The organism is Rhodococcus sp. NPDC003382 (assembly GCF_053589135.1).
This window is the reverse complement of sequence record NZ_JBSFRH010000042.1, coordinates 28182-54199: the sequence shown is the minus strand read 5'-3', so window position 1 is coordinate 54199 and position 26018 is coordinate 28182. Positions and strand designations below refer to the sequence as shown.

General features: G+C 69.9%; 29 protein-coding genes. 20 read left to right on the top strand and 9 right to left on the bottom strand.

The window, feature by feature from the left end; translation table 11 throughout:
- Window positions 1–215 precede the first annotated feature (215 nt).
- The 3 genes from ACWDUD_RS23790 to ACWDUD_RS23780 form a co-directional block, all read right to left on the bottom strand.
- On the bottom strand, window positions 216–605 hold the full coding sequence (locus ACWDUD_RS23790) for a hypothetical protein (protein ID WP_450110896.1): 390 nt from the start codon (window positions 603–605) through the stop codon (window positions 216–218).
- A gap of 86 nt (window positions 606–691) precedes the next feature.
- Window positions 692–2380, bottom strand: coding sequence for a PHA/PHB synthase family protein (locus tag ACWDUD_RS23785; RefSeq protein ID WP_450110895.1), 1689 nt, complete (start codon window positions 2378–2380; stop codon window positions 692–694).
- Window positions 2381–2554: 174 nt separating this feature from the next.
- Window positions 2555–2950 carry a helix-turn-helix domain-containing protein gene (locus ACWDUD_RS23780; RefSeq protein ID WP_450110894.1) on the bottom strand — a complete coding sequence of 132 codons (396 nt, stop codon included), beginning with the start codon at window positions 2948–2950 and terminating at the stop codon, window positions 2555–2557.
- 142 nt (window positions 2951–3092) lie between these two features.
- On the opposite strand from ACWDUD_RS23780, the gene hisD reads away from it, so the two are divergent.
- The 7 genes from hisD to ACWDUD_RS23745 are packed head-to-tail and all read left to right on the top strand — an operon-like array spanning window position 3093 to window position 8376.
- Window positions 3093–4421, top strand: a complete 1329-nt coding sequence (hisD, locus tag ACWDUD_RS23775; RefSeq protein ID WP_248674894.1) for a histidinol dehydrogenase — start codon at window positions 3093–3095, stop codon at window positions 4419–4421.
- Window positions 4418–5560 (top strand): histidinol-phosphate transaminase, encoded by a 1143-nt coding sequence (locus ACWDUD_RS23770; protein WP_197251332.1) that lies wholly within the window; start codon window positions 4418–4420, stop codon window positions 5558–5560. The genes hisD and ACWDUD_RS23770 overlap by 4 nt, the downstream gene beginning before the upstream one ends.
- On the top strand, window positions 5557–6171 hold the full coding sequence (gene hisB / locus ACWDUD_RS23765; protein WP_197251333.1) for an imidazoleglycerol-phosphate dehydratase HisB: 615 nt from the start codon (window positions 5557–5559) through the stop codon (window positions 6169–6171). The genes ACWDUD_RS23770 and hisB overlap by 4 nt, the downstream gene beginning before the upstream one ends.
- A gap of 3 nt (window positions 6172–6174) precedes the next feature.
- A complete protein-coding gene (locus ACWDUD_RS23760; RefSeq protein ID WP_231610203.1) occupies window positions 6175–6330 on the top strand; it encodes a hypothetical protein in 156 nt (51 codons plus the stop codon).
- A 23-nt stretch (window positions 6331–6353) separates the two neighbouring features.
- The gene (locus ACWDUD_RS23755; RefSeq protein WP_248674918.1) at window positions 6354–7496 is read left to right on the top strand and encodes an MFS transporter; all 1143 of its coding nucleotides are present in this window, start codon (window positions 6354–6356) and stop codon (window positions 7494–7496) included.
- Window positions 7493–8128, top strand: coding sequence for an imidazole glycerol phosphate synthase subunit HisH (hisH, locus tag ACWDUD_RS23750; RefSeq protein ID WP_197251335.1), 636 nt, complete (start codon window positions 7493–7495; stop codon window positions 8126–8128). The genes ACWDUD_RS23755 and hisH overlap by 4 nt, the downstream gene beginning before the upstream one ends.
- Window positions 8125–8376, top strand: a complete 252-nt coding sequence (locus tag ACWDUD_RS23745; RefSeq protein WP_197251336.1) for a hypothetical protein — start codon at window positions 8125–8127, stop codon at window positions 8374–8376. Before hisH ends, ACWDUD_RS23745 begins: the two co-directional genes overlap by 4 nt.
- Before the next feature lie 22 nt (window positions 8377–8398).
- Here the strand turns inward: ACWDUD_RS23745 and ACWDUD_RS23740 are convergent, their stop codons facing one another.
- Window positions 8399–10522: a heavy metal translocating P-type ATPase gene (locus ACWDUD_RS23740; RefSeq protein ID WP_450110893.1), complete on the bottom strand. Its 2124-nt coding sequence runs from the start codon at window positions 10520–10522 to the stop codon at window positions 8399–8401.
- A 301-nt stretch (window positions 10523–10823) separates the two neighbouring features.
- On the opposite strand from ACWDUD_RS23740, the gene ACWDUD_RS23735 reads away from it, so the two are divergent.
- The 7 genes from ACWDUD_RS23735 (at window position 10824) to hisI (ending at window position 17486) form a co-directional block, all read left to right on the top strand.
- The gene (locus ACWDUD_RS23735) at window positions 10824–11897 is read left to right on the top strand and encodes an isopenicillin N synthase family dioxygenase (RefSeq protein ID WP_450110892.1); all 1074 of its coding nucleotides are present in this window, start codon (window positions 10824–10826) and stop codon (window positions 11895–11897) included.
- Window positions 11898–11950: 53 nt separating this feature from the next.
- Window positions 11951–13030 carry an ABC transporter substrate-binding protein gene (locus ACWDUD_RS23730; RefSeq protein WP_450110891.1) on the top strand — a complete coding sequence of 360 codons (1080 nt, stop codon included), beginning with the start codon at window positions 11951–11953 and terminating at the stop codon, window positions 13028–13030.
- On the top strand, window positions 13027–14652 hold the full coding sequence (locus ACWDUD_RS23725) for an ABC transporter permease (protein WP_450110890.1): 1626 nt from the start codon (window positions 13027–13029) through the stop codon (window positions 14650–14652). The genes ACWDUD_RS23730 and ACWDUD_RS23725 overlap by 4 nt, the downstream gene beginning before the upstream one ends.
- A 153-nt stretch (window positions 14653–14805) precedes the next feature.
- A complete protein-coding gene (gene priA, locus ACWDUD_RS23720; protein WP_450110889.1) occupies window positions 14806–15540 on the top strand; it encodes a bifunctional 1-(5-phosphoribosyl)-5-((5-phosphoribosylamino)methylideneamino)imidazole-4-carboxamide isomerase/phosphoribosylanthranilate isomerase PriA in 735 nt (244 codons plus the stop codon).
- 4 nt (window positions 15541–15544) lie between these two features.
- Window positions 15545–16369 carry an inositol monophosphatase family protein gene (locus ACWDUD_RS23715; protein ID WP_450110888.1) on the top strand — a complete coding sequence of 275 codons (825 nt, stop codon included), beginning with the start codon at window positions 15545–15547 and terminating at the stop codon, window positions 16367–16369.
- Complete coding sequence (gene hisF / locus ACWDUD_RS23710) at window positions 16366–17139, top strand: imidazole glycerol phosphate synthase subunit HisF (protein WP_450110887.1); 774 nt, start codon at window positions 16366–16368, stop codon at window positions 17137–17139. Before ACWDUD_RS23715 ends, hisF begins: the two co-directional genes overlap by 4 nt.
- Window positions 17136–17486 (top strand): phosphoribosyl-AMP cyclohydrolase, encoded by a 351-nt coding sequence (hisI, locus tag ACWDUD_RS23705; protein WP_197252028.1) that lies wholly within the window; start codon window positions 17136–17138, stop codon window positions 17484–17486. The genes hisF and hisI overlap by 4 nt, the downstream gene beginning before the upstream one ends.
- A 26-nt stretch (window positions 17487–17512) precedes the next feature.
- Here hisI and ACWDUD_RS23700 read toward each other — a convergent pair whose 3' ends face one another.
- Window positions 17513–17953 carry a hypothetical protein gene (locus ACWDUD_RS23700; RefSeq protein WP_450110886.1) on the bottom strand — a complete coding sequence of 147 codons (441 nt, stop codon included), beginning with the start codon at window positions 17951–17953 and terminating at the stop codon, window positions 17513–17515.
- Between the two features lie 61 nt (window positions 17954–18014).
- Between ACWDUD_RS23700 and ACWDUD_RS23695 the strand changes: the two genes are divergently transcribed.
- The gene (locus ACWDUD_RS23695) at window positions 18015–18194 is read left to right on the top strand and encodes a tautomerase family protein (protein WP_197252026.1); all 180 of its coding nucleotides are present in this window, start codon (window positions 18015–18017) and stop codon (window positions 18192–18194) included.
- Window positions 18195–18252: 58 nt separating this feature from the next.
- On the top strand, window positions 18253–20748 hold the full coding sequence (gene pepN / locus ACWDUD_RS23690) for an aminopeptidase N (protein WP_450110885.1): 2496 nt from the start codon (window positions 18253–18255) through the stop codon (window positions 20746–20748).
- On the opposite strand, the gene ACWDUD_RS23685 is transcribed toward pepN, so the two are convergent.
- Window positions 20735–21463: a MerR family transcriptional regulator gene (locus tag ACWDUD_RS23685; RefSeq protein ID WP_248674899.1), complete on the bottom strand. Its 729-nt coding sequence runs from the start codon at window positions 21461–21463 to the stop codon at window positions 20735–20737. The genes pepN and ACWDUD_RS23685 overlap by 14 nt on opposite strands.
- Window positions 21464–21524: 61 nt before the next feature.
- On the opposite strand from ACWDUD_RS23685, the gene ACWDUD_RS23680 reads away from it, so the two are divergent.
- A complete protein-coding gene (locus tag ACWDUD_RS23680; protein WP_450110884.1) occupies window positions 21525–21986 on the top strand; it encodes a DUF6194 family protein in 462 nt (153 codons plus the stop codon).
- A gap of 7 nt (window positions 21987–21993) precedes the next feature.
- Here ACWDUD_RS23680 and ACWDUD_RS23675 read toward each other — a convergent pair whose 3' ends face one another.
- The gene (locus ACWDUD_RS23675; protein ID WP_450110883.1) at window positions 21994–22122 is read right to left on the bottom strand and encodes a hypothetical protein; all 129 of its coding nucleotides are present in this window, start codon (window positions 22120–22122) and stop codon (window positions 21994–21996) included.
- Window positions 22123–22231: 109 nt separating this feature from the next.
- On the opposite strand from ACWDUD_RS23675, the gene ACWDUD_RS23670 reads away from it, so the two are divergent.
- The 3 genes from ACWDUD_RS23670 to ACWDUD_RS23660 are packed head-to-tail and all read left to right on the top strand — an operon-like array spanning window position 22232 to window position 23703.
- Window positions 22232–22573, top strand: a complete 342-nt coding sequence (locus ACWDUD_RS23670; protein WP_450110882.1) for an ArsR/SmtB family transcription factor — start codon at window positions 22232–22234, stop codon at window positions 22571–22573.
- A gap of 3 nt (window positions 22574–22576) precedes the next feature.
- Window positions 22577–23083: an SRPBCC family protein gene (locus ACWDUD_RS23665; RefSeq protein ID WP_450110881.1), complete on the top strand. Its 507-nt coding sequence runs from the start codon at window positions 22577–22579 to the stop codon at window positions 23081–23083.
- Window positions 23083–23703: a dihydrofolate reductase family protein gene (locus tag ACWDUD_RS23660; protein WP_450110880.1), complete on the top strand. Its 621-nt coding sequence runs from the start codon at window positions 23083–23085 to the stop codon at window positions 23701–23703. The genes ACWDUD_RS23665 and ACWDUD_RS23660 overlap by 1 nt, the downstream gene beginning before the upstream one ends.
- A gap of 25 nt (window positions 23704–23728) precedes the next feature.
- Here the strand turns inward: ACWDUD_RS23660 and ACWDUD_RS23655 are convergent, their stop codons facing one another.
- The gene (locus tag ACWDUD_RS23655; protein WP_450110879.1) at window positions 23729–25150 is read right to left on the bottom strand and encodes an acyl-CoA synthetase; all 1422 of its coding nucleotides are present in this window, start codon (window positions 25148–25150) and stop codon (window positions 23729–23731) included.
- A gap of 79 nt (window positions 25151–25229) precedes the next feature.
- Window positions 25230–25844 (bottom strand): winged helix DNA-binding protein, encoded by a 615-nt coding sequence (locus tag ACWDUD_RS23650; protein ID WP_450110878.1) that lies wholly within the window; start codon window positions 25842–25844, stop codon window positions 25230–25232.
- Window positions 25845–26018 lie beyond the last annotated feature (174 nt).

Sequence of the window (26018 nt, the reverse complement as noted above, 5' to 3'; positions counted from 1 at the left end):
GCCGCCGGTGCGCAGGCGGCTCCGCTTCACCGACGACGACCTCGAGCGCCTGCAGGAATGGATCGTGGCGACCGGTGCGCGCTGGCCCCGATGCGGAACGGGGCCGCGGCGATCGCGGCGGGTGATACGGCATCCATGCCGCGCACCCTAAGCCTGCGGCTCGGGAGCCGGTGCGCGTTTCCCGTCCTTCGATGCGAGGACGGTGCGCACGGGCCTCACTTGAGGAGGTCGCGGGCGGTGGTGGCGGTGGTGGCGGTCAGTTCGCGGGCGAACGAGACCTGTGCCTTCGCGAGGTCGGCGACCCACTCGATCGGGGTGGCCTCGGCGAACTTCTCCTGCAGGTCGAGAAGGCTGAAGACGGTCTTCTCGTAGGTGTCGACGGCCAGGTTGCCGCTCTGCTTGGCGGCGTCGACGATCTTGCCGTTGAAGTCGTTCACGCGGGCGGTGGTGTCGTCGACGGCCTTGCTCAGCTCCTCCGTGGCGCGGGTGGCGGCCTGGGTGGCGGAGGCGGCGACCTTCTGGGCGGCGTCGGTCGCGTCGGTGGCGGCCTTGGAGGCGGCGTCGGTGGCGACCTTGGCGGCGTTGGTGGTCTTGGGGGAGGTCATAACGAGTCCTTCTGTCGGTGGTGGAAGCGCCTCGAACGACGCTGTTAGCAAGTTAGCACGATGATTGCTAACGCGCTACCCGAGCGTCATCCGAAGACGTAGGTGCCCGGTGCGTCGCACAGCGCCGGATGTGCCGTGCTGCCCATCGACGGCGGTGCGACCAGCGCGCCGGCCCGCGAACCGGACCACACGGCCCAGTCCTCCCACCACGACGTCGTGGTGCGGGTGGCGCGTTCCTTCCAGTCCTGCGCCGAATCGGGAAGGGCGGCAGGGGTTTCCGCGTCGGGTGCGCCGACCGCCTCGAACCAGCACTTCGCCCCCGGCGGATTCACCGCTCCCGCGATGTGACCGCCGTTGGACAGCACGAACCGGACCGAGCCGCCGAGCAGCCGCACCGACTCGTACGACGACGTCCACGGCACGATGTGGTCGTTGATCGCGCCCACGATGTACGTGTCGCACCGGATGTCGCCCAGATCCAGTGTCTTGCCGGCGAGTTCGTACACGCCTTCGGCGAGTTCGTTGCGTCCGTAGAGGGTTCGCAGGTAGTGCGAGTGCATGGCCGCGGGCATGCGGGTGCTGTCCTCGTTCCAGGCGAGGATGTCGAAGGCCGTCGGCTTCTCACCCTTCATCCACCGCGATACCCAGTACGAGAAGATCAGATCCTTGGCCCGGATCATGTCGAAGCTGCCGGACATCTCGTGGCCGGACAGGAAGCCCTGGGCGCGCATCCGGAACTCGACGTTGTCGAGGGTGGCCGGATCGGTCAGCAATCCGAGTTCGCCGACGTCGCGGTAGTCGAGCAGGGTGTTGAGCATGGTCAGCGCGCAGATGCGGCGGTCGCCCTCGGCCGCCAACCGCGCGGCGGCCATCGCGGCCATCGCGCCACCGAGGCAGATGGAGAGCACCTCGATGCGGGACGATCCCGTGATCTCCTCGACCACGTCCAGCGCCGACGCGATGCCCTGGGCGTAGTAGTCGCTCATGGTCACGTCGTGCATGGACTCGTCGGGATTGCGGTACGAGATCATGAACACGGTGCGGTTGTGGCGGATCGCCCACTCGACCAGGCTGCGCTCGGGCGCGAGATCGAGGATGTAGTACTTGTTGATCCACGGCGGCGCCGCCAGGATCGGGATCTCGTGCACCTGCTCGGTCTGCGGCGCGTACTGGATCAGCTCGATCAGATCGTTGCGGTAGACGACCTTGCCGGGCGTCGCCGCGAGATTCTCGCCGACCTTGAAGGCGTCGACGTCGACCTTCAGCGGCCGGCCGCCCCGGTTGGTCAGGTCGTCGAGGGCGTACCGGGCGCCGCGCAGCAGGCTCGCGCCGCCGGTCTCGAGCGCGCGGGTCAGCACCGCGGGGTTGAACAGGAAGTTCGACGGCGCGAGGGCGTCGAACATCAGGTTCGCGAACTGACGGGCCTTGCCGTCCTGCAGCGGGTCACCGGCGCCGGCTTCGGTGAGCTCGAGCGCGTACTCGCGGGTGGCCAGGTAGCTCTGTAGCAGCGAGAAGTAGGCGGGGTTCTCTTTCCACGCGGCGTTGCTGAACCGCCCGTCCCGGGGATCGACGGGCAGCGGCGGCTGCGGGTCGGCCTCGTTGAACACGCGGGTGGCGGCGGCGGGGATCTTGGCCAGGCGCGTGGTGTATCCGGTGGTCGCCGAGGCGACCTTCTGCGGATTGCGGACGGCGCGTCCGGCCACGGACGCGACGGCGGGTGCCCAGCCGATCGGATCGAGGCTGGACTTCAACTTCTTGTGCACATGGTCGAGCACGGACTCACCTCAGGTCATGGTTGGGGGATGCCCGAGGGTGACACGGACCGCAGGGACGCGCACCTTACTTCGAGGTACATGGTCACTGCAGGTAGTGACACGGCACACGGGCACTCGTCCGACCTGCGAGGGGCTGTGACGCGGTCGTAGAACTTGTTTCAGATGTGAATCACGTCACGCTGTCGGGGATTCGTCCGACTCGTCCCGAATGCCCCGTCTCCGTTTGGCGACGGTCACCTCTCGGAACGCCTCGTACATCTCCTCCAGCGACCGGCGCTGCGGGTTGGTCAGATCCGGATCCTCCCGGATCGCTTGCAGCACTGCGGATTCCTTGGCCGCGTCGGGGGAGGCGACCTGGGCCGTCAGGGTGTCCGCCGACAGGTGCAGCTGCTCGGCGATGGCATTGAGCACCCGATCGCTCGGCGCCCGCAGATTCCGCTCGATCTGCGACAGATACGGGTTCGAGATTCCCACCATCGCGGCCAGCTGCCGCATCGGCAGTGCGGCGAGCTCGCGCTGGCGGCGAATCAGCTCACCCAGGGTGGCCGGGTGCGATGCGTCGTCGTCCATGCCGCCCAGCATAGGACCGCCGCAGCCCGGAATCGGTGCCGCCGGGGCGGGGACGCCGCGCCGCCGGGCGACCGGCCGACAACTCGTTTGCGTGTATCGCGGATAATGGAACAGATCCCTGTTCTACGAGAGAGGACACCTCATGCTTGCCCGCACCGACCTGCGCGGTCGTACCCCCACCACTGCGGAGCTGAGGGGCGCCCTGCCCCGAGGCGGAGTGGATGTGGACGCGGTGCTGCATCACGTCCGTCCCGTCGTCGACGACATCCGCGACCGCGGAGCCGTCGCCGCCCTCGACTACAGCGAGAAGTTCGACGGCGTGCGCCCCGCGCAGGTACGCGTACCGCAGGCCGCGATCGACCGGGCGCTCGCCGAACTGGACCCCGCCGTGCGCGCGGCCCTCGAGGTCGCCATCACCCGCACCCGCCTCGTCCACGCCGATCAGCGCCGCACCGACACCGTCACCGAGGTCGTGCCCGGGGGCACCGTCACCGAACGCTGGGTGCCGGTCGAGCGCGTCGGCCTGTACGTGCCCGGCGGCAACGCCGTCTACCCGTCGTCCGTCGTGATGAACGTCGTCCCGGCCCAGGCCGCCGGCGTCGAATCGCTCGTCATCGCCTCGCCGCCGCAGAAGGACTTCGACGGTCTGCCGCACCCGACCATCCTCGCCGCGGCCGCGCTGCTCGGCGTCGACGAGGTGTGGGCCGTCGGCGGCGCCCAGGCCGTCGCGCTGCTCAGCTACGGCGGCACCGACGTCGACGACGCCGCGACCGAGCTCGCCCCCGTCGACATGATCACCGGCCCCGGCAACATCTACGTCACCGCCGCCAAGCGGCTGTGCCGCGCCGTCGTCGGAATCGACGCCGAGGCCGGGCCCACCGAGATCGCGATCCTCGCCGACCACACCGCCGACGCCGTGCACGTGGCCGCCGACCTGATCAGCCAGGCCGAACACGACGTGATGGCCGCCTCGGTCCTGGTCACCACCAGCACCGACCTGGCCGACGCCGTCGACGCCGCCCTCGCCGCGCAGCTCGAGATCACCAAGCACCGCGAACGTGTGACGACCGCGCTGTCCGGCAGCCAGTCCGGCATCGTCCTGGTCGACGATCTCGAGCAGGGCCTGCAGGTCGTCAACGCCTACGCCGCCGAGCACCTCGAGATCCAGACCGAGAACGCCTCCGAGGTGGCCGCGCGGGTCCGTGCCGCCGGCGCGATCTTCGTGGGGCCGTGGGCGCCGGTCAGCCTCGGCGACTACTGCGCCGGCTCGAACCACGTGCTGCCCACCGCCGGCTGCGCGCGGCACCAGTCCGGGCTGAGCGTGCAGACCTTCCTGCGCGGCATCCATGTCGTCGACTACAGCCGCGAAGCGCTGCAGGACGTCGCCGGGCACGTCATCACCCTCGCGAACGCCGAGGACCTGCCCGCCCACGGTGAGGCCGTGCGTCTGCGTTTCGAGGCTCTGCGATGAGCGGCGCACAGACCGGGACCGTGCCCGGCAGCCGCATCACCATCGACGACCTGCCCCTGCGCGAGAACCTGCGCGGCAAATCCGCCTACGGCGCACCGCAGTTGACGGTGCCGGTGCAGCTGAACACCAACGAGAACCCGCACCCGCCGACGCAGGCGCTCGTCGACGACGTCGCCGAGGCCGTGCGTGAGGCGGCGCGTGAGCTGCACCGCTACCCGGACCGCGACGCCGTGGCCCTGCGCACCGACCTCGCTGCCTACCTGACCCGGCAGACCGGTGTCGCAGTGGGTGTCGAAAACCTGTGGGCGGCGAACGGATCCAACGAGATCCTGCAGCAGATCCTGCAGGCGTTCGGTGGGCCGGGCCGTAGTGCGATGGGCTTCGTGCCGTCGTACTCGATGCACCCGATCATCTCCGACGGCACCCAGACCGAGTGGCTGGCGACCTACCGGCGCGACGATTTCACCCTCGACATCGAGGCCTCCGTCGCGGCGATCCGGGACCGTAAGCCCGACGTCGTGTTCGTCACCAGCCCGAACAACCCCACCGGGCACAGCATCCCGCTCGACCAGTTGCGGGTGATCGTCGAGGCCGCACCGGGCATCGTCATCGTCGACGAGGCGTACGCAGAGTTCTCCGCGGTGCCGAGCGCGCTCGCGCTGATCGACGAGTATCCGGCGAAGGTCATCGTCTCGCGCACCATGAGCAAGGCGTTCGCGTTCGCCGGGGGTCGCCTCGGCTACCTCGCCGCGGCGCCCGCCGTCGTCGAGGCACTGCTGCTGGTGCGACTGCCGTACCACCTGTCGGTGATCACCCAGGCCGCCGCCCGGGCGGCGCTGCGGCACGCCGAGGAGACGCTCGGGTCGGTCGCGGCACTGACCGCCGAGCGCATCCGCGTCGCCGCGGAACTGGCGCGCCTCGGCTACGAGGTGATCCCGTCGGACGCCAACTTCATCCTGTTCGGCCGGTTCGCGGACGCCCCCGCCACCTGGCAGCGCTACCTCGACGAAGGCGTGCTCATCCGGGACGTCGGCATCCCCGGCTACCTGCGCACCACCATCGGGTTGGCACACGAGAACGACGAATTGTTGCGCGTGAGTGAGCAACTCGCCGCAACGGAAATCGAGGGAACCCGATGAGCGACCGGATCGCGAAGGTCGAACGCACGACCAAGGAGTCGAGCATCAGCGTCGAGATCAATCTCGACGGCACCGGCCGCACCGACATCTCGACGGGTATCCCGTTCTACGACCACATGCTCACCGCGCTCGGCCAGCACGGTTCCTTCGACCTGACCGTCCACGCGAAGGGCGACGTCGAGATCGAGGCGCACCACACCGTCGAGGACACCGCGATCGTGCTCGGCCAGGCGTTCAACCAGGCCCTCGGCGACAAGCGCGGCATCCGCCGCTTCGGTGACTGCTTCATCCCCATGGACGAGACCCTCGCGCACGCCTCGGTGGACGTGTCGGGACGGCCGTACTGCGTGCACACCGGGGAACCGGACTACATGGTGCACTCGGTGATCGGCGGCTACCCGGGCGTGCCCTACGCCACGGTGATCAACAAGCACGTGTTCGAGTCGTTCGCGTTCCACGCCCGTATCGCGCTGCACGTGCGCGTGCTGTACGGCCGCGACCAGCACCACATCACCGAGGCCGAGTTCAAAGCGGTGGCGCGGGCGCTGCGCGAGGCCGTCGAACCGGACCCGCGGGTCAGCGGCATCCCGTCGACCAAGGGCAGCCTGTAGCCGATGGATGTCCTGTTGACCTACGGCTGCTTCCTGGTCGCAGGGCTGGCCGCCGGGGGAACGTGGTCGGCATGGAAAGCCGGCAACCAGCTGTTCGCCGGGGTGCTGCTGGCCCTGACGTTGCTCGCCGCGATCGCCGGGATCCTGAGGTTGCTGTGACGGCTGCGCCGGGCCTGCTCGGCATCCGTGGCCTTCTCGCGTCCTGGGCTCTCGCGGCCGCCGCGTTCGGCGGATTCTCGTTGCTGTTGCCCGTCGTCCCGTGGGCGATCGCGCAGGCGGGAGGCAGCGACACGCTCGCCGGATCGGTGACGACGGTGTTCATGGCGACCACGGTGCTCACCCAGCTGGCCATGCCGAAGCTGATGCGCGCCCGGGGACATCGGCAACTGCTGATCGCCGGGTGCCTGCTGCTCGGTCTGCCGTCGCTGGGGCTGCTCGCCTCGACCGCGCCGCCGGTGGTGCTGGGCATCTCGGCGGTGCGCGGCATCGGCTTCGGCATGATCACCGTGGCCGCGGCCGCGCTGGTCGCGGAACTGACCCCGGCCCGGCAGTTGGGCCGCGCCACCGGCGCCCTCGGCATCGCGATCGCCGCGTCGCAGATGATCGGTCTGCCGCTGGGCCTGTTCCTGGCCGAAAGGTTCTCGACCGCACCGGTGTTCGTGCTCGGTGCGCTCGTGCCCACACTCGGGCTCGTGGCCGCCGCACGGTTGCCGCGGGTCCGACCCGCCGCCGGCGCCACGCACGGCCGGCCTCCGCTGCTCGCACTGTTGCTGCCGACCGTGGCGATCGGTGCCGGCGCCATCGCCTACGGCGGCCTGACGTCGCTGCTGCAGATCGCGGCGGTGGGCCTGCCGGTGCCGATCGCCCTCGCCACGCTGAGCGCGTCCACGCTCGTCGGGCGGTTCGGCGCGGGATCGCTGGCCGACCGGATCGGTGCGGGCCGGTTGCTGCCGATCGGCTTGGCGCTCGCCGCGATCGCGATGGTGCCGTTCGCGCTCGTCGCCGACGACCGCGCCGGCGCGCCTGCGCTGATCGGCGCGGCGGCATGCTTCGGTCTCGGCTTCGGCATCGTGCAGAACGAGGCGCTGCTCGTCGCGTTCCGTCGCGCCGGCCCAAGCCACATCGGATCCGCGAGTGCCGCCTGGAACATCGGCTTCGACGCCGGTGCTGGCATCGGCGCGTTTCTGCTCGGCGCACTCGCGACCGCCGCGGGGTACCCGGCGGCCTTCGCGATCGCCGCGGTGCTCGTTCCGGTCCTTCCCCTCCTGGCCCGCCTTGCCGGGCCGTCCGACCCGAAACCACGACCCATAGAATCGAACCCATGAGCGCAAAGAACGTCGCCCTTCTCGACTACGGTTCCGGCAACCTGCATTCGGCTGCCCGGGCACTGGCCCGCACCGGAGCGAACGTCGAAGTCACCGCGGACCCGAAGGTCGCGCTCAACGCGGACGGCCTCGTCGTCCCTGGCGTCGGCGCGTTCGACGCGTGCATGAAGGGCCTGCGGGCCGTCGGGGGCGAGAAGCTCATCGGAACCCGCCTGGCCGGAGGCCGGCCGGTCCTCGGCATCTGCGTGGGCATGCAGGTCCTGTTCGAGAAGGGTGTCGAGCACGGCGTCGAGACCGAGGGCTGCGGCGAATGGCCGGGAACGGTCGCCCGCCTCGACGCCCCGGTGCTGCCGCACATGGGCTGGAACACCGTCGAAGCTCCCGCCGACTCGGTGCTGTTCGCCGGCCTCGACGCCGACACCCGCTTCTACTTCGTGCACTCCTACGCCGCGCAGGTGTGGGAACTGCCCGAACCCGAACGCATCGCCCCGCCGAAGCTCACGTGGGCCGAGCACGGCGTCAGGTTCCTCGCCGCCGTGGAGAACGGCCCGCTGTCGGCGACGCAGTTCCACCCGGAGAAGTCCGGAGACGCCGGCGCGGCATTGCTGCGCAACTGGGTCGGCAGCCTGTGACCGGCGCCGGCGGCCGAGGCGACGATCCACGCAAGGATCTGCCGCTGGGGAAGCTGGCGCTCGCGGTCGTCGGTTCGGCAACCGCGGTGCTCGCGCTCGTCACCGTGCTGATGATCGTGCTGCAGCCGGGTCCGGTCGTCGGGCTGATCATCGTCCTCGTCGGCATCGCCGGCGCCATCGCCGCGATGGGTGTCGTTTCGACGCGGATGACGCGCCGGGCCTACGGGCGCGGGGACGATCGCAGCTAGCCGGACCACGCCGCGGGGTGGTTCACGGACGCGACAGGCGGGCCGGATCCAGATCGAGGCGACGCAGCAACTGGGCGTTGAGCGCGACCACGATGGTGGACACCGACATGAGGATCGCGGCCACCGCGGGGGAGATCGCCACCCCGGCGAAGGCCAGCACGCCGGCGGCGAGCGGCACCGCGACGATGTTGTAGCCGGTGGCCCACACCAGGTTCTGCCACATCTTCCGATAGCCGGCACGCGACAGTTCGATGATCGACAGCACCGCCCGCGGATCGTCCGCAGCCAGCACGACCCCCGCGGATTCGATCGCGACGTCGGTGCCCGCGCCGATCGCGACACCGACGTCCGCGCGAGCGAGGGCGGGTGCGTCGTTGACGCCGTCGCCGACCATCGCGACCCGGTGGCCGCGCTGCTGCAGTTCGGTGACCTTCGCGTCCTTGTGCTCCGGTAGCACCTCGGCGAACACCTCGTCGATGTCCAGGTCGGCGGCGACGGCATCGGCGACCTGCTGTGCATCGCCGGTGATCATCGCGACCCGCACCCCGCGGGCGTGCAGGGCCTCGATCGCCCGGCGTGACTCGTCGCGCACCGCGTCCTCAAGCGTGACCGCGCCGAGCACCTGCGCGCCGCGCGCGACGTGCAGCACCGAGGCGCCGCGCTGCACCCATCCGCCGGTGACGGCGGCAACCTCGTCGGGCACCGAGAGCTGCAGGTCGCGCAGCATCGCCGGTCCACCGACCGTCGCCTCCACACCGTCGACGACGGCGCTCACTCCGCGGCCGGGCAGCGACCGGAAGTCGGTGGCGGTGACCCGCGCGTCGTGGGGCACACGGTCCTCCGCCGCCGCGACGACGGCCCGCGCGACCGGGTGTTCGCTGTCGGCCTCGACCGCGGCGGCCACGGCGAGCAGCTCCTCGTCCGTGACACCCGTGGCGGGCGCGATGCCGGTCACCTGATGGCGACCCTGGGTGAGGGTGCCGGTCTTGTCGAACAGCACCACATCGACGGTGCGCATGCGTTCGAGCGCCAGGCGGTCCTTCACCAGAACCCCTGCCCGCGCGGCGCGTTCGGTGGAGATCGCGATCACGAGCGGGATCGCCAGACCCAGGGCATGGGGGCAGGCGATGACGAGCACGGTGACGGTGCGCACCACCGCCTCGTCGAGGTTGCCGAGCAGCGTCCACACCGCGAAGGTGAGCGCGCCGGTGACCGCGGCGAAGTAGAACAGGAACGCCGCGGCCTTGTCGGCCAGGGCCTGCGCGCGGGACGACGAGGCCTGTGCGTCGGCGACCATCCGCTGGATACCCGCCAGAGCGGTGTCCTCGCCGACTGCGGTGACACGTACCCGCAGGGAGCTGTCGGTGGCGACGGTGCCGGCGACGACGGTGTCGCCGACCTGCCGGACGACGGGTTTGGATTCGCCGCTGATCATCGATTCGTCGACCTCGGCGCGGCCGTCGGCGATGTTGCCGTCCGCCGGCACTCGCGCTCCGGCCCGCACGAGAACCAGGTCGCCGACCGTCAATTCGTCCAGCGGCACCTCGCGGGTGCCATCGTCGGTGATCTTCTCGGCGGTGTCCGGCAGCATCGCGGCGAGCGCCTCGAGTGCGCCGGACGCCGAACCCAGCGCGCGCATCTCGAGCCAGTGGCCGAGCAGCATGATGACGATCAGCAGCGCCAGCTCCCACCAGAAGTCGAGGTCGAAGCCGCCCAGGCCGAGCGTGGTGACCCACGAGGCGACGAACGCGACGCTGATCGCCATCCCGATCAGCAGCATCATCCCCGGCCGCCGGGACCGCAGCTCGGCCCAGCCGCCGGTGAGGAACGGCATGCCGCCGTAGACGAAGATCACCGTGCCCAGCACGGGCGGAATCCACGCGACCCAGGGGGCGTGCGGGAGGGTGTAGCCGAACAGTTCGGCGACCATGTGGCTGAACGCGACGACCGGCACCGACAACACGAGGCTGATCCGGAATCGTCGCCGGAACATCTCCCCGTGGGCTCCGTGTCCCGCGTGCCGATCGTGACGGCCGTGTGCGGCGTCGGCGGTGTGCGCGTCGTGACCGGCGTGACCGGCGTGTGGTTCCGGGAGCAGAGTCGTCTTCGTGGCGCCGGGTTCGCTCTCGGGCTGATGGTTGTGCATCGGGCACCTCTCCGGGCTGGATGTAGGTGATCCTCTGACTGGTCGTGTACCCCCTCGGGGTATGCCACAACCGAAGATATACCCCCTAGGGGTATAAATCAAGGGTGATGATCGACGGCGCCCACGACCCCGCGCGACACCCGCCGACCCAGCAGACAGCCGCGCGTGGCATGCAGCGCGCCGCTGTCTCCTCGGTCGGCGACTGCATCGAGGCGCCCGCGCCGGCGTTTCAGTTGCATCGGTAACGAATCATTTACCTGACGGTGAGGAGCCGTCATCTTCGTCCCGTTCGATGATCCCTGTGACTGATTCGAACGTTTCGACCGTTTCCGGCGACCCCGTTCTCATCGACGGGTACATCCCGCAGATCGACCTGTCCCGGGCGTTGACCGGAGATTCGCAGGCGCGCGCGGCCGTCGGACGTGCCCTCGACAAGGCTTGCAGCACTTCGGGATTCTTCGTGATCGCCGGCCACGGCATCGACCGGGCGCTCATCGATCGGGTGCTGAGCGTGACCCGCGACTTCTTCCACGTGCCGCTCGAGGAGCGCCGGCACCTCGCCGCGCCGCCCGGTGACGTCACGCTGCGGGGGCTGCGCCTGTTCCACGAGGGCCGGGCCAGCACCCCGGGCCGCGACGGGGCCAGCGCCGATGGTTTCGCGACCCGCCTGGACTCGCCGCCCGACCTGTGCGAGCTGTTCACTATGAACCGCGCCGGTGAACCCGGCATCGCCGATCCCGCCGAACTCGCCGAGGGATACGAGGTGTGGTCGCGTCCGAACCGCTGGCCCGACCTGCCCGGTCTCGAGGACTTCCGGCCCAGCTGGCTCGCGTACTACGCCGAGCTCGAACACCTCGCCCTCGAGGTGATGCGGTTCTTCGCGCTCGGACTCGACCTCGACGAGCACTTCTTCGACGGGATGTTCGACAACCACCTGACCAACCTCTGCGCGAACTACTACCCGCCCATCACCACACCGCCGGCCGAGGGACAGTACCGCAAATTCCCGCACACCGATTCCGGCACGCTGACGATCCTGTACCAAGACGAAGAGGGCGGCCTGCAGGTCGTCGATCGGTCGACCGGGGAATGGGTCGACGTGCCGTTCGTCGAGAACTCCTTCGTCGTCAACATCGGTGACCTCATGGCGATCTGGACCAACGACCGCTGGGTCTCCACCCGCCACCGCATCCTCACCCCGCCGCAGGAGAAGTGGGAGCGCGAGCGCGTCTCGATGCCGTTCTTCCACACCCCGAACTGGTCCACGATCATCGAGTGCCTGCCGTCGTGCACCGACGCCGACACCCCGATCGCCCACGAGGCCGTGCATTCCGGCGAATACCTCGAATACAAGGTCGTCGGACTCACCGCCTGACCGGTGACGCAACCCGGCCGCACGCACTCCCCAGGAGAATCATTTTGACGACCATGCACCGACGTGCCTTCCTCGCCCGCTCGCTGGGCGGTCTCGTGCTGCTCGGCGGAGGATCCGCCCTGCTGGCGGCCTGCTCCGGCAGCGACGGCGAATCCGCCGGCGGCTCCGACGGCTCGCGCTCGCTCACGTTCCGTCTCTCGTACACCCACGGCGTCTCGTTCGCCGGCACCTACCTGGCGATCGCCGACGGGTTCTACGCCGCACAGGGTTTCGACACGGTGGAACTCGTCGAGGGTGGACCCACCGCGACCCCGACGCCCATCGATGTGGCAGTGGGCAAGGCCCTGATCGGGGTGGCGTCGTCCCCCGACCAGGTCGCGACCGCGCGCCTCAACGGCGGCGCCGGGGTCAAGATCGTCGGTGCGCTGTACCAGAAGAACCCCTACTGCGTCACGTCCCTCGCCTCCTCGCCGATCCGGACCCCGCAGGACATGGTCGGCAAGACCATCGGTGTCCAGGCGGTCAACGAAACCGTCTGGGCCGCATTCCTCGCCGGCGCCGGCATCGACCCGGCCTCCGTCCGGACCGTTCCCGTCCAGTTCGATCCCACCCCGCTGACCGCGGGCGAGGTGGACGGCTGGTTCTCGTTCGTGACCAACGAACCGGTGACCCTCGCCGCGTCCGGGCACGCCGTCACGACGCTGCTGCTCGCCGACCACGGCTACCCCCTCGTCGCGCAGGTGTACGTAGCCGACGAGTCGTCGCTCGCGGGGGATCGGCGCGCCGACGTGATCGCCTGCCTGACCGCCGAGATCGAAGGCTGGATCGCCGCGATCAAGGATCCCGACCGGGCGGCGACCATCGCGATCGAGCAATACGCACCGGATCTCGGTCTCGACGCCGCCGTGCAGAGCGAGATCGCCCACGTCCAGACCGGGCTCGTCGTCACCGGCGACACCCGCCGGTCCGGGATCATGACGGTCACCGACGAACTCGTCGCGCAGAACATCGCCACCCTCGCCGACTCCGGCCTCGACATCACCGCCGAGGACCTGTTCGATCTGTCGCTGCTCGCCGAGATCTACGCGGCCCGACCCGAATTGGCGACGGCGCTCGCCGACGTCGAGGGATGAGTACCGCCACCGCCGCCCGGCCCGTCACCGAAACCCCAACGGCGGTCCCGGCGCATCGGAGCAGGACGTTCCGGGTCGACCGCAGGTTGATCTCGGGCACAGTGGGATTCGCTGTTCTCCTACTGGTGTGGACGGGTCTGGCGCTGCTGCGCCCGGCACTGTTTCCCACCCCGGCAGCGGTTCTCGGCGCGTTCGTCGACGACCGTGCGCTGATCGCGGCCAACACCGCGGCGACCGTGCGGATCGCGGCGGCGGGCTGGCTGGCCGGCAACGTCGTCGCGCTCGCCGCGGCCGGACTGGTCGTGCTGGTGCCGCGGCTGGAATCGTTCGTGCTGCGGATCGCCGCGATCGTGTCGTTCCTGCCGGTCCTGGCGATCGGGCCCGTGCTGTACGTGCTGCTCGACGGGGACGCCCCGAAGATCGTGGTCGCGTCCCTCGGGGTGGTGCTCACCACCGTGGTGGGGGCGCTCGTCGGCCTGCGATCGGTGAGCCCGGCCGTGCTCGACGTCGTCCGCGCGGCCGGCGGCGGCCGCGGCGCGCAACTGCGTTTCGCGCGGCTGCGGGCGAGCCTTCCGAGCGTGCTGGCCAGTCTGCGCATCGCCGGACCCGCCGCCGTGCTCGGCGCCATCATCGGTGAATATCTCGGTGGCTCCGACGGTCTCGGTCCCGCCATGATGACGGCCCAGCAGCAACTGCAGGTGCCCCGCACGTGGGCGCTCGCGCTCGCGGCGACCGCCGTCGCGGGCATCGCCTATGCGCTTCCCGCGCTGGTGAACCGCGTGACGTCACCGTGGACGCGCACCGTCTCCGCGTCCTCGGTGACGGTCGGGACGACCGGCGCCGCCGGGCACCGCGTCGGGCTGCTCGGACTCGCGGGCGGGTTCGTGGGGTCGGTGGTCGTCATGATCGGGGCGTGGTGGGCGGCCGTCGAACTGTTCGACCTCAGCTCGTTCGTCGCCAAGACCCCCGACGACGTCGTCCGCTACCTGCTCACCGGCGACGACGCGACCGCGCACCGGGCCGAGGTGTTCGGCGCGCTGGGGCAGACGCTGTCGTCGGCCGCCGTCGGCTACCTCGCGGGGACCGCGGTGGCCTTGGCGCTCGTGACCGCGTTCGTGCGGTTCCCGGCGCTCGAATACGTGATGATGCCGCCGGCGATCGTCCTGCAGTCGGTGCCGCTGGGCGTGTTCACCCCCGTCTTCATGATCATCTTCGGCCGGGGGCTGTTCACCGCCGCCTTCATCTGTGCCGCCGTTACCTTCTTCCCGACGCTCGTGATGACACTCGCCGCCGTGCGGGCGGTGCCCAGCAGCATCACCGACGTGTTCGCGGTATCCGGAGCAAGCGCCCTGCGCACCTTCGTCGGTGCACAGCTGCCCGCCGCACTGCCCGCGCTGCTGGCCGCCGCCCGCATCGCCGTGCCGGCCGCCGTCGTCGGCGCGCTGCTGGTCGAGTGGCTCGCGACCGGGACGGGCATCGGGTACCTCATGCTCCGCGCGACCACGACCTTCTCGTACGACAAGCTGTGGGCCGCCGTCGTGGTGTGTACCGGCACGATGATCGTCGCCTACACGTTCGTCTCGGCACTCGAGTCGACGGTGCTCGCGCGGATGGGGGAGTGACGGAATCGCCGCGCATCCGCGGGCGGCGCAGAGCCGCCGAGCGAATAGACAGGAGCGCGCTGCCCGCCGCGCGCGGCTGTCTTCTGGATCTGCGGCAGTGTCGACCGCGGCACGTTTTCCGGGTCGAGGGCACCAGGCACTATTGTGGGCGCAGTGAGCCTGGTCCTTTTGCCTGCAGTCGACGTCGTCAACGGTGAAGCAGTTCGCCTCGTCCAGGGAGAGGCGGGTAGCGAAACCAGCTACGGCTCGCCGCGTGACGCCGCCCTCGAATGGCAGAACGCCGGAGCCGAGTGGGTGCATCTCGTCGACCTCGACGCCGCCTTCGGTCGCGGCGACAACCGGGACCTCCTCGCCGGTGTGATCGGTGAGCTCGACGTCAAGGTCGAGCTGTCCGGTGGCATCCGCGACGACGAGACGCTCGCCGCGGCCCTCGCGACCGGCTGCGCCCGCGTGAACATCGGTACCGCCGCCATCGAGAACCCGGAATGGTGTGCCCGCGCCATAGCCGAGTACGGCGACCGCATCGCCGTCGGTCTCGACGTCAAGCTCATCGACGGCCAGTGGCGCCTGCGCGGCCGCGGCTGGGTCTCCGACGGCGGCGATCTGTGGGAGACCCTGGAGCGACTCAACCAGGACGGCTGCTCCCGGTTCGTCGTCACCGACATCACCAAGGACGGCACCCTCACCGGCCCGAACCTGGATCTGCTGAGCGAGGTGGCGAACGCGACCGACGCGCCCGTCGTCGCCTCCGGTGGTATCTCGACCGTCGACGACCTGCGGGCGATCGCGACACTGGTGCCCGAGGGTGTCGAGGGTGCGATCGTCGGCAAGGCGCTCTACGCCGGACGGTTCACCCTGGCCGAAGCGCTCGACGCCGTCTCTCGGTGAGCCGATGACCGACACCGCCGACCTGTCGAGGCTGCTTGCGGTCGCGAGTGAGATCCTCGACGGCGCGGCGGAGCGGTTCGTCGCCGGTCGCGGCGCGCCCCGATCGGTCGACAAGGGTCCCGACGACTTCGCCACCGATCTCGATCTCGAGCTGGAGCGACGCATCAGCGGCGAGCTCACCGAGCGCACCGGCATCGCGGTGCACGGTGAGGAGTTCGGCGGACCCGGCGCCGGGACGGGCACGGTGTGGCTGCTCGACCCCATCGACGGCACCGTGAACTACTCCGCCGGCCTGCCCACCGCCGGGATCCTCCTCGCGCTCGTGCAGGACGGTGACCCGGTGCTCGGACTGACGTGGCTGCCGCTGGTGGGGGAGCGGTTCGCCGCCGCGGTCGACGGCCCCCTGCTGCACAACGGCGTGCCCGCCGAGCCGCTGAAGCCGGGGCGGCTCGCCGACGCGATGGTCGGCGTCGGCAGCTTCGACATCGACAGCCGCGGCCGTGTCCCGGGCCGGCGACGGCTCGCGGTCATCACCGAACTGAGCCGCCGGGTGTCCCGGCTGCGGATGCACGGCTCGACCGGTGTCGACCTCGCCTACACCGCCGCCGGGGTACTCGGCGGTGCCGTCGTGTTCGGGCACCATCCGTGGGACAACGCGGCCGGGGTGGCGCTGGTGCGCGCCGCCGGCGGTATCGCCACGGACTTCACCGGCGCACCGTGGCGGATCGGCTCCGGCTCGGTGGTCGCGGCCGCGCCCGGCGTGCACGACGAGATACTCGACATACTGGAATCGGTGACCGATTCCCGCCTCGAAGGAGAACAACCATGACCCTGGCAGTTCGGGTGATCCCGTGCCTGGACGTCGACGCCGGACGCGTCGTCAAGGGCGTGAATTTCGAGAACCTGCGCGACGCCGGTGACCCCGTCGAACTCGCCGCCGTCTACGACGCACAGGGCGCCGACGAACTGACCTTCCTCGACGTCACCGCCTCGAGCGGTGACCGCGGCACGATGCTGGACGTGGTCACCCGCACCGCCGAGCAGGTGTTCATCCCGCTCACCGTCGGTGGCGGTGTGCGCACCGTCGAGGACGTGGACCGGTTGCTGCGGGCCGGCGCCGACAAGGTCAGCGTGAACACCGCCGCGATCGCCCGCCCCGAGGTGCTGCGCGAGATGTCCGAGCGGTTCGGCGCCCAGTGCATCGTGCTGTCCGTCGACGCCCGCACCGTTCCCGAAGGGCAGGAACCCACCCCCTCCGGTTGGGAGGTCACCACCCACGGCGGTCGCCGCGGCACGGGCATCGACGCGGTCGAATGGGCCCGCCGCGGTGAGGAACTCGGGGTCGGCGAGATCCTGCTCAACTCGATGGACGCCGACGGCACCAAGGCCGGATTCGATCTGAAGATGATCGAGGCCGTCCGCGCCGCCGTGTCCGTGCCGGTCATCGCCAGCGGCGGCGCCGGTGCCGTCGAGCACTTCGCGCCCGCGGTGAAGGCCGGGGCCGACGCGGTGCTCGCCGCCAGCGTGTTCCACTTCGGGGAACTCACCATTCCCCAGGTCAAGGACGCCATGCGGGCAGAAGGGATCACGGTGCGATGACCAACATTCTGGACCCGCGGATCGCCGACCGACTCAAGCGCAACGACGCCGGGCTGTTCGCGGCCGTCGTACAGGAGAAGTCGACCGGCCAGGTGCTGATGATGGCGTGGATGGACGACGAGGCGCTCGCCCGCACCCTCGCCACCCGCAAGGCGACGTACTTCTCGCGGTCACGCAACAGCTACTGGGTCAAGGGCGAAACCTCCGGGCACACCCAGTACGTGCACGAGGTGCGGCTGGACTGCGACGGTGACACGGTGCTGCTCGTCGTCGACCAGACCGGCGCCGCCTGCCACACCGGCACCCACACCTGCTTCGACACCGACGTGCTGCTCGCCGCCGAGTAGAGCCGTCGGCAGGCCGGGGCCGATGCTCAGGACGCGGTGAGCGACAGGAGGAATCCGCCTCCGGCGGAGTCGATCCGCGCCGCGACCTTCAGGTCGGGTGCCAGGCGCGACATCCGGTCCACCAGCCAGGCACCGGCTTCGGTCGCGTCGGCTTCCGTGGGGCAGCGTGCGACGGCGACGCGGCCGCCCTTGCGGGTGAGCTGATCCATCACCCCGATGATCGGGGCGGGGTCGACGACGAAGAGGTGCTCGGCCCACGGCACCACCGGTTTCACCGCGCCCTTCTTCGTGTTGCACGCGCGGTGAGCCAGTCGTTCCTGCCCGCCCTTCGCGCCCTTCTTCGCGGTGGTGAGGGCGTCGACGCTGGGGCCGCGCGGATCGTTGACCGAGATGTCCGGGTCCACGGGTTCGTCGCACAGCCAGCATCGCCACGCGTCGCGCTCGCCCACTTCGTCCAACCTGCTCATGCCGTGAACGCTACACAGCGCGCGTGAGAGGCCCGAGGACGGTTGTGACACAGTGTCCTACATGCCACTGATCCAGATCAGCCAGACACCCGGCCTGACCACCGAGCAGAAGGCCGCCGTCATCGCCGCGGTCACCAAGGCCTACGCGGAAACCTCCGGCAAACCCGAGTCGTCGGTGTGGGTGACCCTCACCGAGGTGCCCCGCGAGAACTGGGGTGTGGGCGGGGTTCCGCTCGGCTGACCCGCGACGCCACTTCCGGTGACGGCGGATCCGGGTGCGGGCACCATAGGATCGTCGCGTGAGCACCGCGAACCTGACCCGAGCCGAGACCGCGACCCGCGCGAACGCCGTCCGCGTGCACGCCTACCGCGTGGAACTGGACCTGCGGGACGCGCCCGATCCGGCGACCACCGGTTTCGCGACCACCACCACGATCGAGTTCACCTCCACCTCCAGTGAGACCTGGCTCGACTTCCTGGGCCCGTCGGTCGAGTCCGTCACCGTCAACGGCGTCCCCGTCGCGGTCGCGTACGACGGGGCGCGGATCGCGTTGAGCGGGCTGGCCGAGGACAACGTGGTGACGGTCGCGGCGACCGGCGAGTACAGCCGGTCCGGGGAGGGTCTGCACCGGTTCGTCGACCCCGCCGACGGACAGACCTATCTCTACACCCAGTACGAGCCGGCCGACGCGCGCCGCGTCTTCGCGTGCTTCGAGCAACCGGATCTCAAGGCGCCGTTCACCTTCGACGTGGCCGCACCCGAGGGGTGGCAGGTTGTGTCCAATCAGGCCGTCGCGCACCGGAATTCGGTGCCAGGCGGGCAGCGCGTGGTGTTCGCGCCGACCCCGCCGATGTCCACCTACATCACCGCGGTCGTCGCCGGCCCCTATCATCTGGTCGAATCATCATGGAGCCGAGACGATCTCACCGTCGACCTCGGTGTACTGTGCCGGGCGTCACTCGCGCAGTACCTCGACGCCGACGCGATCGTCGAGATCACCAGGCAGGGACTGGACTTCTTCGCCGAGCACTTCGGTTACCCGTACCCCTGGGGCAAGTACGACCAGGTGTTCGTGCCCGAATACAACCTCGGTGCGATGGAGAACCCCGGCTGCGTCACCTTCACCGAGTCCTACGTCTTCCGGGGCGCGGCGACCGCGGCGCAGTACCAGGGCCGGGCGAACACGATCCTGCACGAGATGGCGCACATGTGGTTCGGCGACCTCGTCACCATGAAGTGGTGGGACGACCTGTGGCTCAAGGAATCCTTCGCCGACTACATGGGTTCGCTCGTCAGTGCCGAGGCCACCGAGTTCACCGACGCGTGGGTGGCGTTCGCGAACCGGCGCAAGGCGTGGGCGTACCTGCAGGACCAGTTGCCGACCACGCATCCGGTGGTCGCGGACATCGTCGACCTCGAAGCCGCCAAACTGAACTTCGACGGCATCACCTACGCCAAGGGTGCCTCCGTTCTGAAGCAACTCGTCGCGTACGTGGGCCGGGACGCGTTCTTCGAAGGTGCCCGCCGCTACTTCCGTGCCCACGCCTTCGGCAACACCACCCTCGACGATCTGCTCACCGAACTGTCGGCGACCTCGGGGCGTGACCTGACCGGCTGGGCGCGCGCGTGGCTGCAGACCACCGGCGTCTCCACGCTCACCCTCGAACCGGCCGGCAGCGGCGGGTTCGAGATCGTTCAGAGCGATCCGCGGCCGCACCGCCTCGCGGTCGGGCAGTACGACTTCGACGAAAGCGGAAACCTGGTGCGGCGCTACCGCATCGAGGTCGATCTCGAACAGCGCCGCACGCGGGTGGACCTCGCCGACGCGCCTCTCACGCTGCTCAACGACGACGACCTCACCTACGCGAAGATCCGGCTCGACACGCGCTCCCTCGCCACCGTCGAGGAGTCGCTCGACCGGATCACCGATCCGCTCGCCCGCGGTCTCGTGTGGTCGGCGTTGTGGAACGCCACCCGTGACGCCGAACTGCTCGCCACCCGGTACGTGACGATGGCGCAGCGCTTCGCCCCGGCCGAATCGAACCTTGCGCTGCTCAGCGCCGTGCAGAGCAACGTTCCCACCGCGATCGAGCACTACCTGCCGGAAGCGACGCGCCCCGGCTACCGTCGCGCGTGGCTCGACTCCGCGTGGGCCGCGCTGCACGCCGCGGACGCCGGCTCCGGCGCGCAACTCGCCTGGGCGCGGACGGTCGCGGCGGCGGCCGTCTACGACGACGCCCGCGCCGCGGACATCCGGGCCGTCCTCGACGGCGCCGCGCCGCCGCCCGAAGGGCTGGCGCTGGACCCGGACCTGCGCTGGTCGCTGTGGCTGGCGCTGGCCGCGACCGGGCATGCCGACGCCGCCGACCTCGACGGCGAACTGACCCGCGACGACACCGGTTCCGGTCGCACCGCGCACCTGCGTGCCCTCGCGGCCCGACCCGCCGCCGACGTCAAGGCCACCGCGTGGACCGCGATCCTCACCGATCGCAGCCTGTCCAACGAGCACCTCGACGCGACCATCGCGGGATTCCGCGCCGGTGGTCGACGAGACCTGACCGCGCGCTACGACACCGACTACTTCGCCGCGATCCGCGGGGTGTGGGACGAGCGGAGTATCGAGATCGCCCGGCGGATCGTCGTCGGCCTGTTCCCGGACACCGACACCGTCGCACTCGCCGACGGCTGGCTGGATGCGCACCCGGACGCTCCGGGGGCGCTGCGCCGCTTGGTGCTCGAGCAGCGCGACCATCTCGCCCGCGACCTGCGGGCTCAGTTGGTCAACCGACCCTAGGGGATTGCGCCGGGCCGATCAGCGATCGAAGCGCGGCAGCACCGTCGAGCAGGGCCCGCGCGCGGGCATCGATGTTCTCGCCCCGGGCGGTCAGCGCCGCGCTCAGCTCGGCGCGGCCGCGGGCGGCCCGCAACCGGGGCAGCACCTGCCGCAGCTGCGGGATGCGGTACCCGGCGAGGCGCAGCTGATGGACGATGCGCGCGTCCCGCACGTCGGTGGGGGAGTAGCGGCGCGGGCCGCGCGCCCCGGCCCGGTCCGGCACGAGGAGCCCTTCCGCTTCCCAGTGCCGCAGCGTCGAGACCCGCACCCCGAGCGCGCCGGCGAGTTCGGCGATGCTCATGGCGTCGGAGGGGTGGACGTCGTCGATCGGTTCGGTGGAGATCGCCGCCGCCGCCTCCTGCGCGAGCGCGAGGTCGCGGCGTTCGGTGTGGAGGCGTGCGTGGGCTGCGTCGAGGAGCGCGAGCAGATCCGACGCCGGGTAGGTATGCGCCGCGCGGACGATCGCCTTCGCCTCGACCGGCCCCACCCCCGCAGCCAGGGCCCGGTAGGCGCATGCGGATTCCAGGTGCTCCTCGCCGTAGATCCGGTAGCCGGTATCCGATCGGGCCGCCGGTGGCAGCACGCCGTCGCGTTCGAGATTGCGGATCTGCTGGACCGAGTACCCGGCACCGCGCGCGACGTCGCTCGTGCGCAGCCGCGAATGGCGACTTTCCACCGATTCTCCTCGCTGTTTGCGGTCCAGGTCTCCACAAGCACTTGAATGAAACACTCGAGACATGAGTATCGACGAGATCATCGACTTCGTCACCGAACCCGGCGGCGTGCTGGCCTTGCGGCCGGTTCCCGGCGACGGCTCACCCGAGATCAGCTGGGGCGACACGTTCTTCTACTACGCCCCGGACGGGCGGATACCGGAGAGGACCCAGCCGTTCGCGACGATCGTGACCAAGGACTACCCGGGTGACGAGAAGTCACAGCTGAATCGTCCGGATGCCTTCCGGCTCAACGTCTTCGCGGGGAAGGATGCGTTCACCGCGCGGACGGGCGTGCGACCGCGCGAGGCCGGCGCGCTCGCGACCGACCCGAGCGTGCCCGACCGGGTCTTCGCGCATCCGGTGTACGGCACGCTCGGGTGGCTGTCGGTGGTGAATCCGGGCAGCGGAACCGACGCCGACGTGCGGGGGTTGCTGTCGCAGGCCCACGCGCTGGCGCGGTCGCGTTACCGGCCGGGGCGCTGACCTGCCTTCACGCTCGGGGATACAGTAACCGCGCCCGGGCGTTGACCGCGTTCATCCGCGTGTACGCGGCCTGCAGCAACTCGGTGACGCCCTCGAGTTCGGAGGCGATCCACTCGATCGTGGCAGTGTTCGTCATGGCAGATGAAGCGGGTGGGGTCGGACACGTTCGGTGCGGCGACCCATCGGTAGAAGCCTCCCGGTTCTCTGCCATTGACGCATTCCGATATGGGAATATGATTGGGGCTATGGCACGAGCAGCAACGACGTCGGATGTCTTCAACGCGATCGCGGAGCCGCAGCGCCGGGAGATCCTGATGCTGTTGCGCGCGGGGGAGCGACCGGTGACCGAGCTGGCCCAGGAGCTGAGGATGACCCAGCCGGGGACGTCCAAACACCTGCGGGTGCTCCGGGAGGTCGGGCTGGTGCGGGACCGCAGGGTCGGCAAGCAGCGCCTGTACGGCCTCGACGCCCGCGGGCTGCGGCCGGTTCACGATTGGACCGGCGGATTCGAGCGGTTCTGGAACCAGAGCTTCAACCGGTTGGACAAGTACGTGCAGGAACTCGAGCAGACAACGCGAGAGGAATAGCTGATGAGCGCAACGGGACGAGGAGTGCCGGCTCGGTCCGCAACGGCGGACCGCGAGATCGTGATCGACCGAATCATCAAGGCACCGAGGGATCTGGTGTTCGAGGCGTTCACCGACGTGCGGCACCTGTCACGGTGGTGGGGTCCGGACGGGTTCACGACCACGACGCGGGCGTTCGACTTCCGCGTCGGCGGAGAGTGGGACTTCGTGATGCACGGCCCGGACGGGACGGACTACCAGGAGTGGATCTCCTGGACCGAGATCTCCCCGCCGGAGCGGATCGCGCTGGTCCACGGTGAATACCCGGGCGACCCGAGCGCTTTCGAGTCGGTCCTGACGTTCGAGCCCGACGGTGCGGCGACCCGGATCGAGATGCGCACGGTGTTCCCCACCAAGGAGCTGCGCGATCAGGCTGTCGAGCAGTACCACGCGGTCGAGGGCGGCCGGCAGACCTTGAGCCACCTGGACGCCTATGTCACCGAGATCGTCCGGAAGGCGGCGGAGGGCTGATGACCGGGAAGGTGTTCTTCAGCGTGTCCATGTCGCTGGACGGATTCATCGCGCCCGAGTCCCTCGACGACCTGATGGGCCGGCAGTGGACGGAACTGCAGCAGTGGGTCTTTCCGCAGCGGTTCTTCCGGGAGAACCTGAAACTCGGCGAGGGCGGCGAGGAAGGACGCGACAACGACATCCTGCGGCAGACGTTCGAGCGCACCGGCGCGAGCGTGATGGGTAAGCGCATGTTCGACGGCGGCGAGCAGGGGTGGCCGGAGGAAGCGCCGTTCCACACCCCGGTGTTCGTCGTGACCCACGAGAAGCGTGACCCGTGGGAACGGCCGGGCGGCACGACCTTCCACTTCGTCAACGACGGTATCGAGGCCGCGCTCGAACAGGCCCGAGCGGTCGCCGGCGACCGGGACGTCCGCATCGCGGGCGGCGGCGCCGCGATCCTCGAGTACCTGAACGCCGGCCTGATCGACGAGTTCTCGATCGCGCTGTCACCGGTGCTTTTCGGCTCCGGGATCCGCCTGTTCGAGGGTGTGGACGCGGAGCGAGTGGCCCTGGAGCCGGTACACGTGGAGTCCTCGCCGAGGGTGACCCACCTGACCTACGCCGTGCGCCGCCGGTAGCTGTGTGGGCGCCGAGTCAGCGCGCTCACCGCCCGGCCTGGTGCTCTTCCACGAGAATCTTCTTCTGCACCTTGCCCATAGCGTTGCGAGGGAGCGTGTCGACGAAGTGGATCTCCCGGGGCCGCTTGTGGATCGACAGGGTGCGTGCGACGAAGTCGGAGAGCGTCCGCGCGTCGTTCGCTTCGCCGACGACGAATGCAACGATGCGCTGACCCAGATCGTCGTCGGGGACTCCGACGACTGCGGCCTCGCCGACGTCCGGGTGATCGAGCAGTGCCGCCTCCACCTCGCCGGCGCCGATCCGGTAGCCGCCCGACTTGATCATGTCGATCGACTCGCGGCCGACGATGCGATGGAATCCTGTTTCGTCCACGACCGCGATGTCCCCGGTCCGGAACCATCCGTCGGCGGTCATCGACTCGGCGGTCTTCTCCGGGTTGCGGAGATATCCGTCGAAGAGGGTGGCACCCGTGATCTCGAGGTTGCCCAGGGTCTCGCCGTCGTGCGGCACGTCGCCGCCGGAAGCGTCCCGGATCCGGCTGTGGACCCCGTCGATCGGGAGGCCGACCCACCCGGGGCGGCGTTCGCCGTCCACCCGGGTGCTCAGCGTGATGATGGTTTCGCTCATGCCGTAGCGCTCGATGGGCGCCGATCCGGTCAACGCCCGCAGCCGTTCGAAGACCGGCACCGGGAGCGGTGCGCTCCCCGACACGAGCAGTCGCGCGGAGCCGAGGGCGCGAGCGGACGACTCGTCGGCGCAGACCCTCGACCAGACGGTCGGTACCCCGAAGTACAGCGAGCCCGCCGCAGCCGCATAGGAATCCGGGGTCGGCCGGACGGTGTGATGGAGCGGCGACCCGTGCCGCAGTGCGCCGACGACCCCGAGGATCAGCCCGTGGACGTGGAACAGCGGCAGGCCGTGGACCAGGGTGTCGTCCGGGTTCCAGTCCCAGGCCTGCGCCAGCCCGTCGAGTCCGGCGGCCACGGCCGAGCGGGAGAGCAGCACACCCTTCGGTGCACCGGTCGTCCCGGAGGTGTACATGATCATCGCGGTTCGGTCGGCGGCCGGTTCTCGGTGGGTCGACCCGGATCGGGCGGTGATGTCGACCGGGACGGTCTCGAGCGCGACGTCCTCGCGAGGGTCGCCGAGCCAGAGTTGCGCGCGGGAGTCGGTCAGGATGTGTCCACGCTCGGCAGGGCCGGAGTCCGGGGGCACCGGCACCACGGGGACACCGGCGGTCAGGCAGCCGGTGACGGCGACGATCGTCTCGAGGCTTGCGGTCGCATCGATGGCGACGGCACTCGCCCCGGCGACGCGGTCGGCCACGGCAGCCGCAGCAGCGGTCAGTTCCGAACGGGAGAGGGCCCGATCGCCGACCTGGACTGCCGTGCGGTCTTCGGCGTCGGGGGAGAGCGCGGCCAGCAACGGCCGGGTGTCGTCGGTCATGTGTCGATCCTTTTCAGGGGTCGCCGGGGACGCACCCGGGAGACCCGGGTGCATAGGGGGTGATGGATGAGGGGGTGGGTCAGTCGGAGGTGCGCTTCGCCGAGCGGCGGGGTCGCGATCCGTTCTCGAGGGGCTCGAACAGCACGGCCGTGTTGATGGTGGCGAGTTCGCGGCTCGCGGCCTCGTACAGGCCGGTGAGCACCTGCATCGATCGCGACGCGTGCCGCATCTTCGTGGTGATGTCGCTGAGTTCCTCGAGATTGGACACGAGGGTCTCGCGGCGCAACTGGGCGTAGCGGTCGGTGACGGCCCGACCCTTCTCGGTGACGGTGAAGACGGAGGAGGTGCCGGCCTTCCGTCGTTCGAGCAGGCCGAGGGTGACGAGTTTGCGGAGGTTGTACTGCAGGTTGGGCAGATCCTCCCGGTTGGTCAGTTGCGCGATCGTCGCAGTGTCCTTGGACCGTTCCTGCATCCGGACGACGTGCAGCGCCACGATCTCGTTGAACGCCAGGTCGAGGTCGGTGGCCGTCCGGATCGCCTGGACGGCGAAGCGTTGGAACCCGCCCTCGGCCTGGAGGATTGCGAACTCGAAGGACGTCAACGCGTCCTCATAGGCGTTCTCGGCGAGATGCCAGCGCCTGCCGTCGGGCAGGGGGGTGTTGTCGTCGGTCGGCTCGGAGTCTGCGCTGGTCATCACTGTCTTCCGGGGTCGGCCCGGGCTCATCGCCCCGCGACGCGGTGCGCCGCGCTGGTCAACGGTACCAAGCCCGGCCGCACAGCATCAATGAAAATTTCACGAAATTTCCATTGACTCTCGATCGAAGTTCGATATTGTGGTGTCGGACACAGCGAGTGTCACTCCACTTCT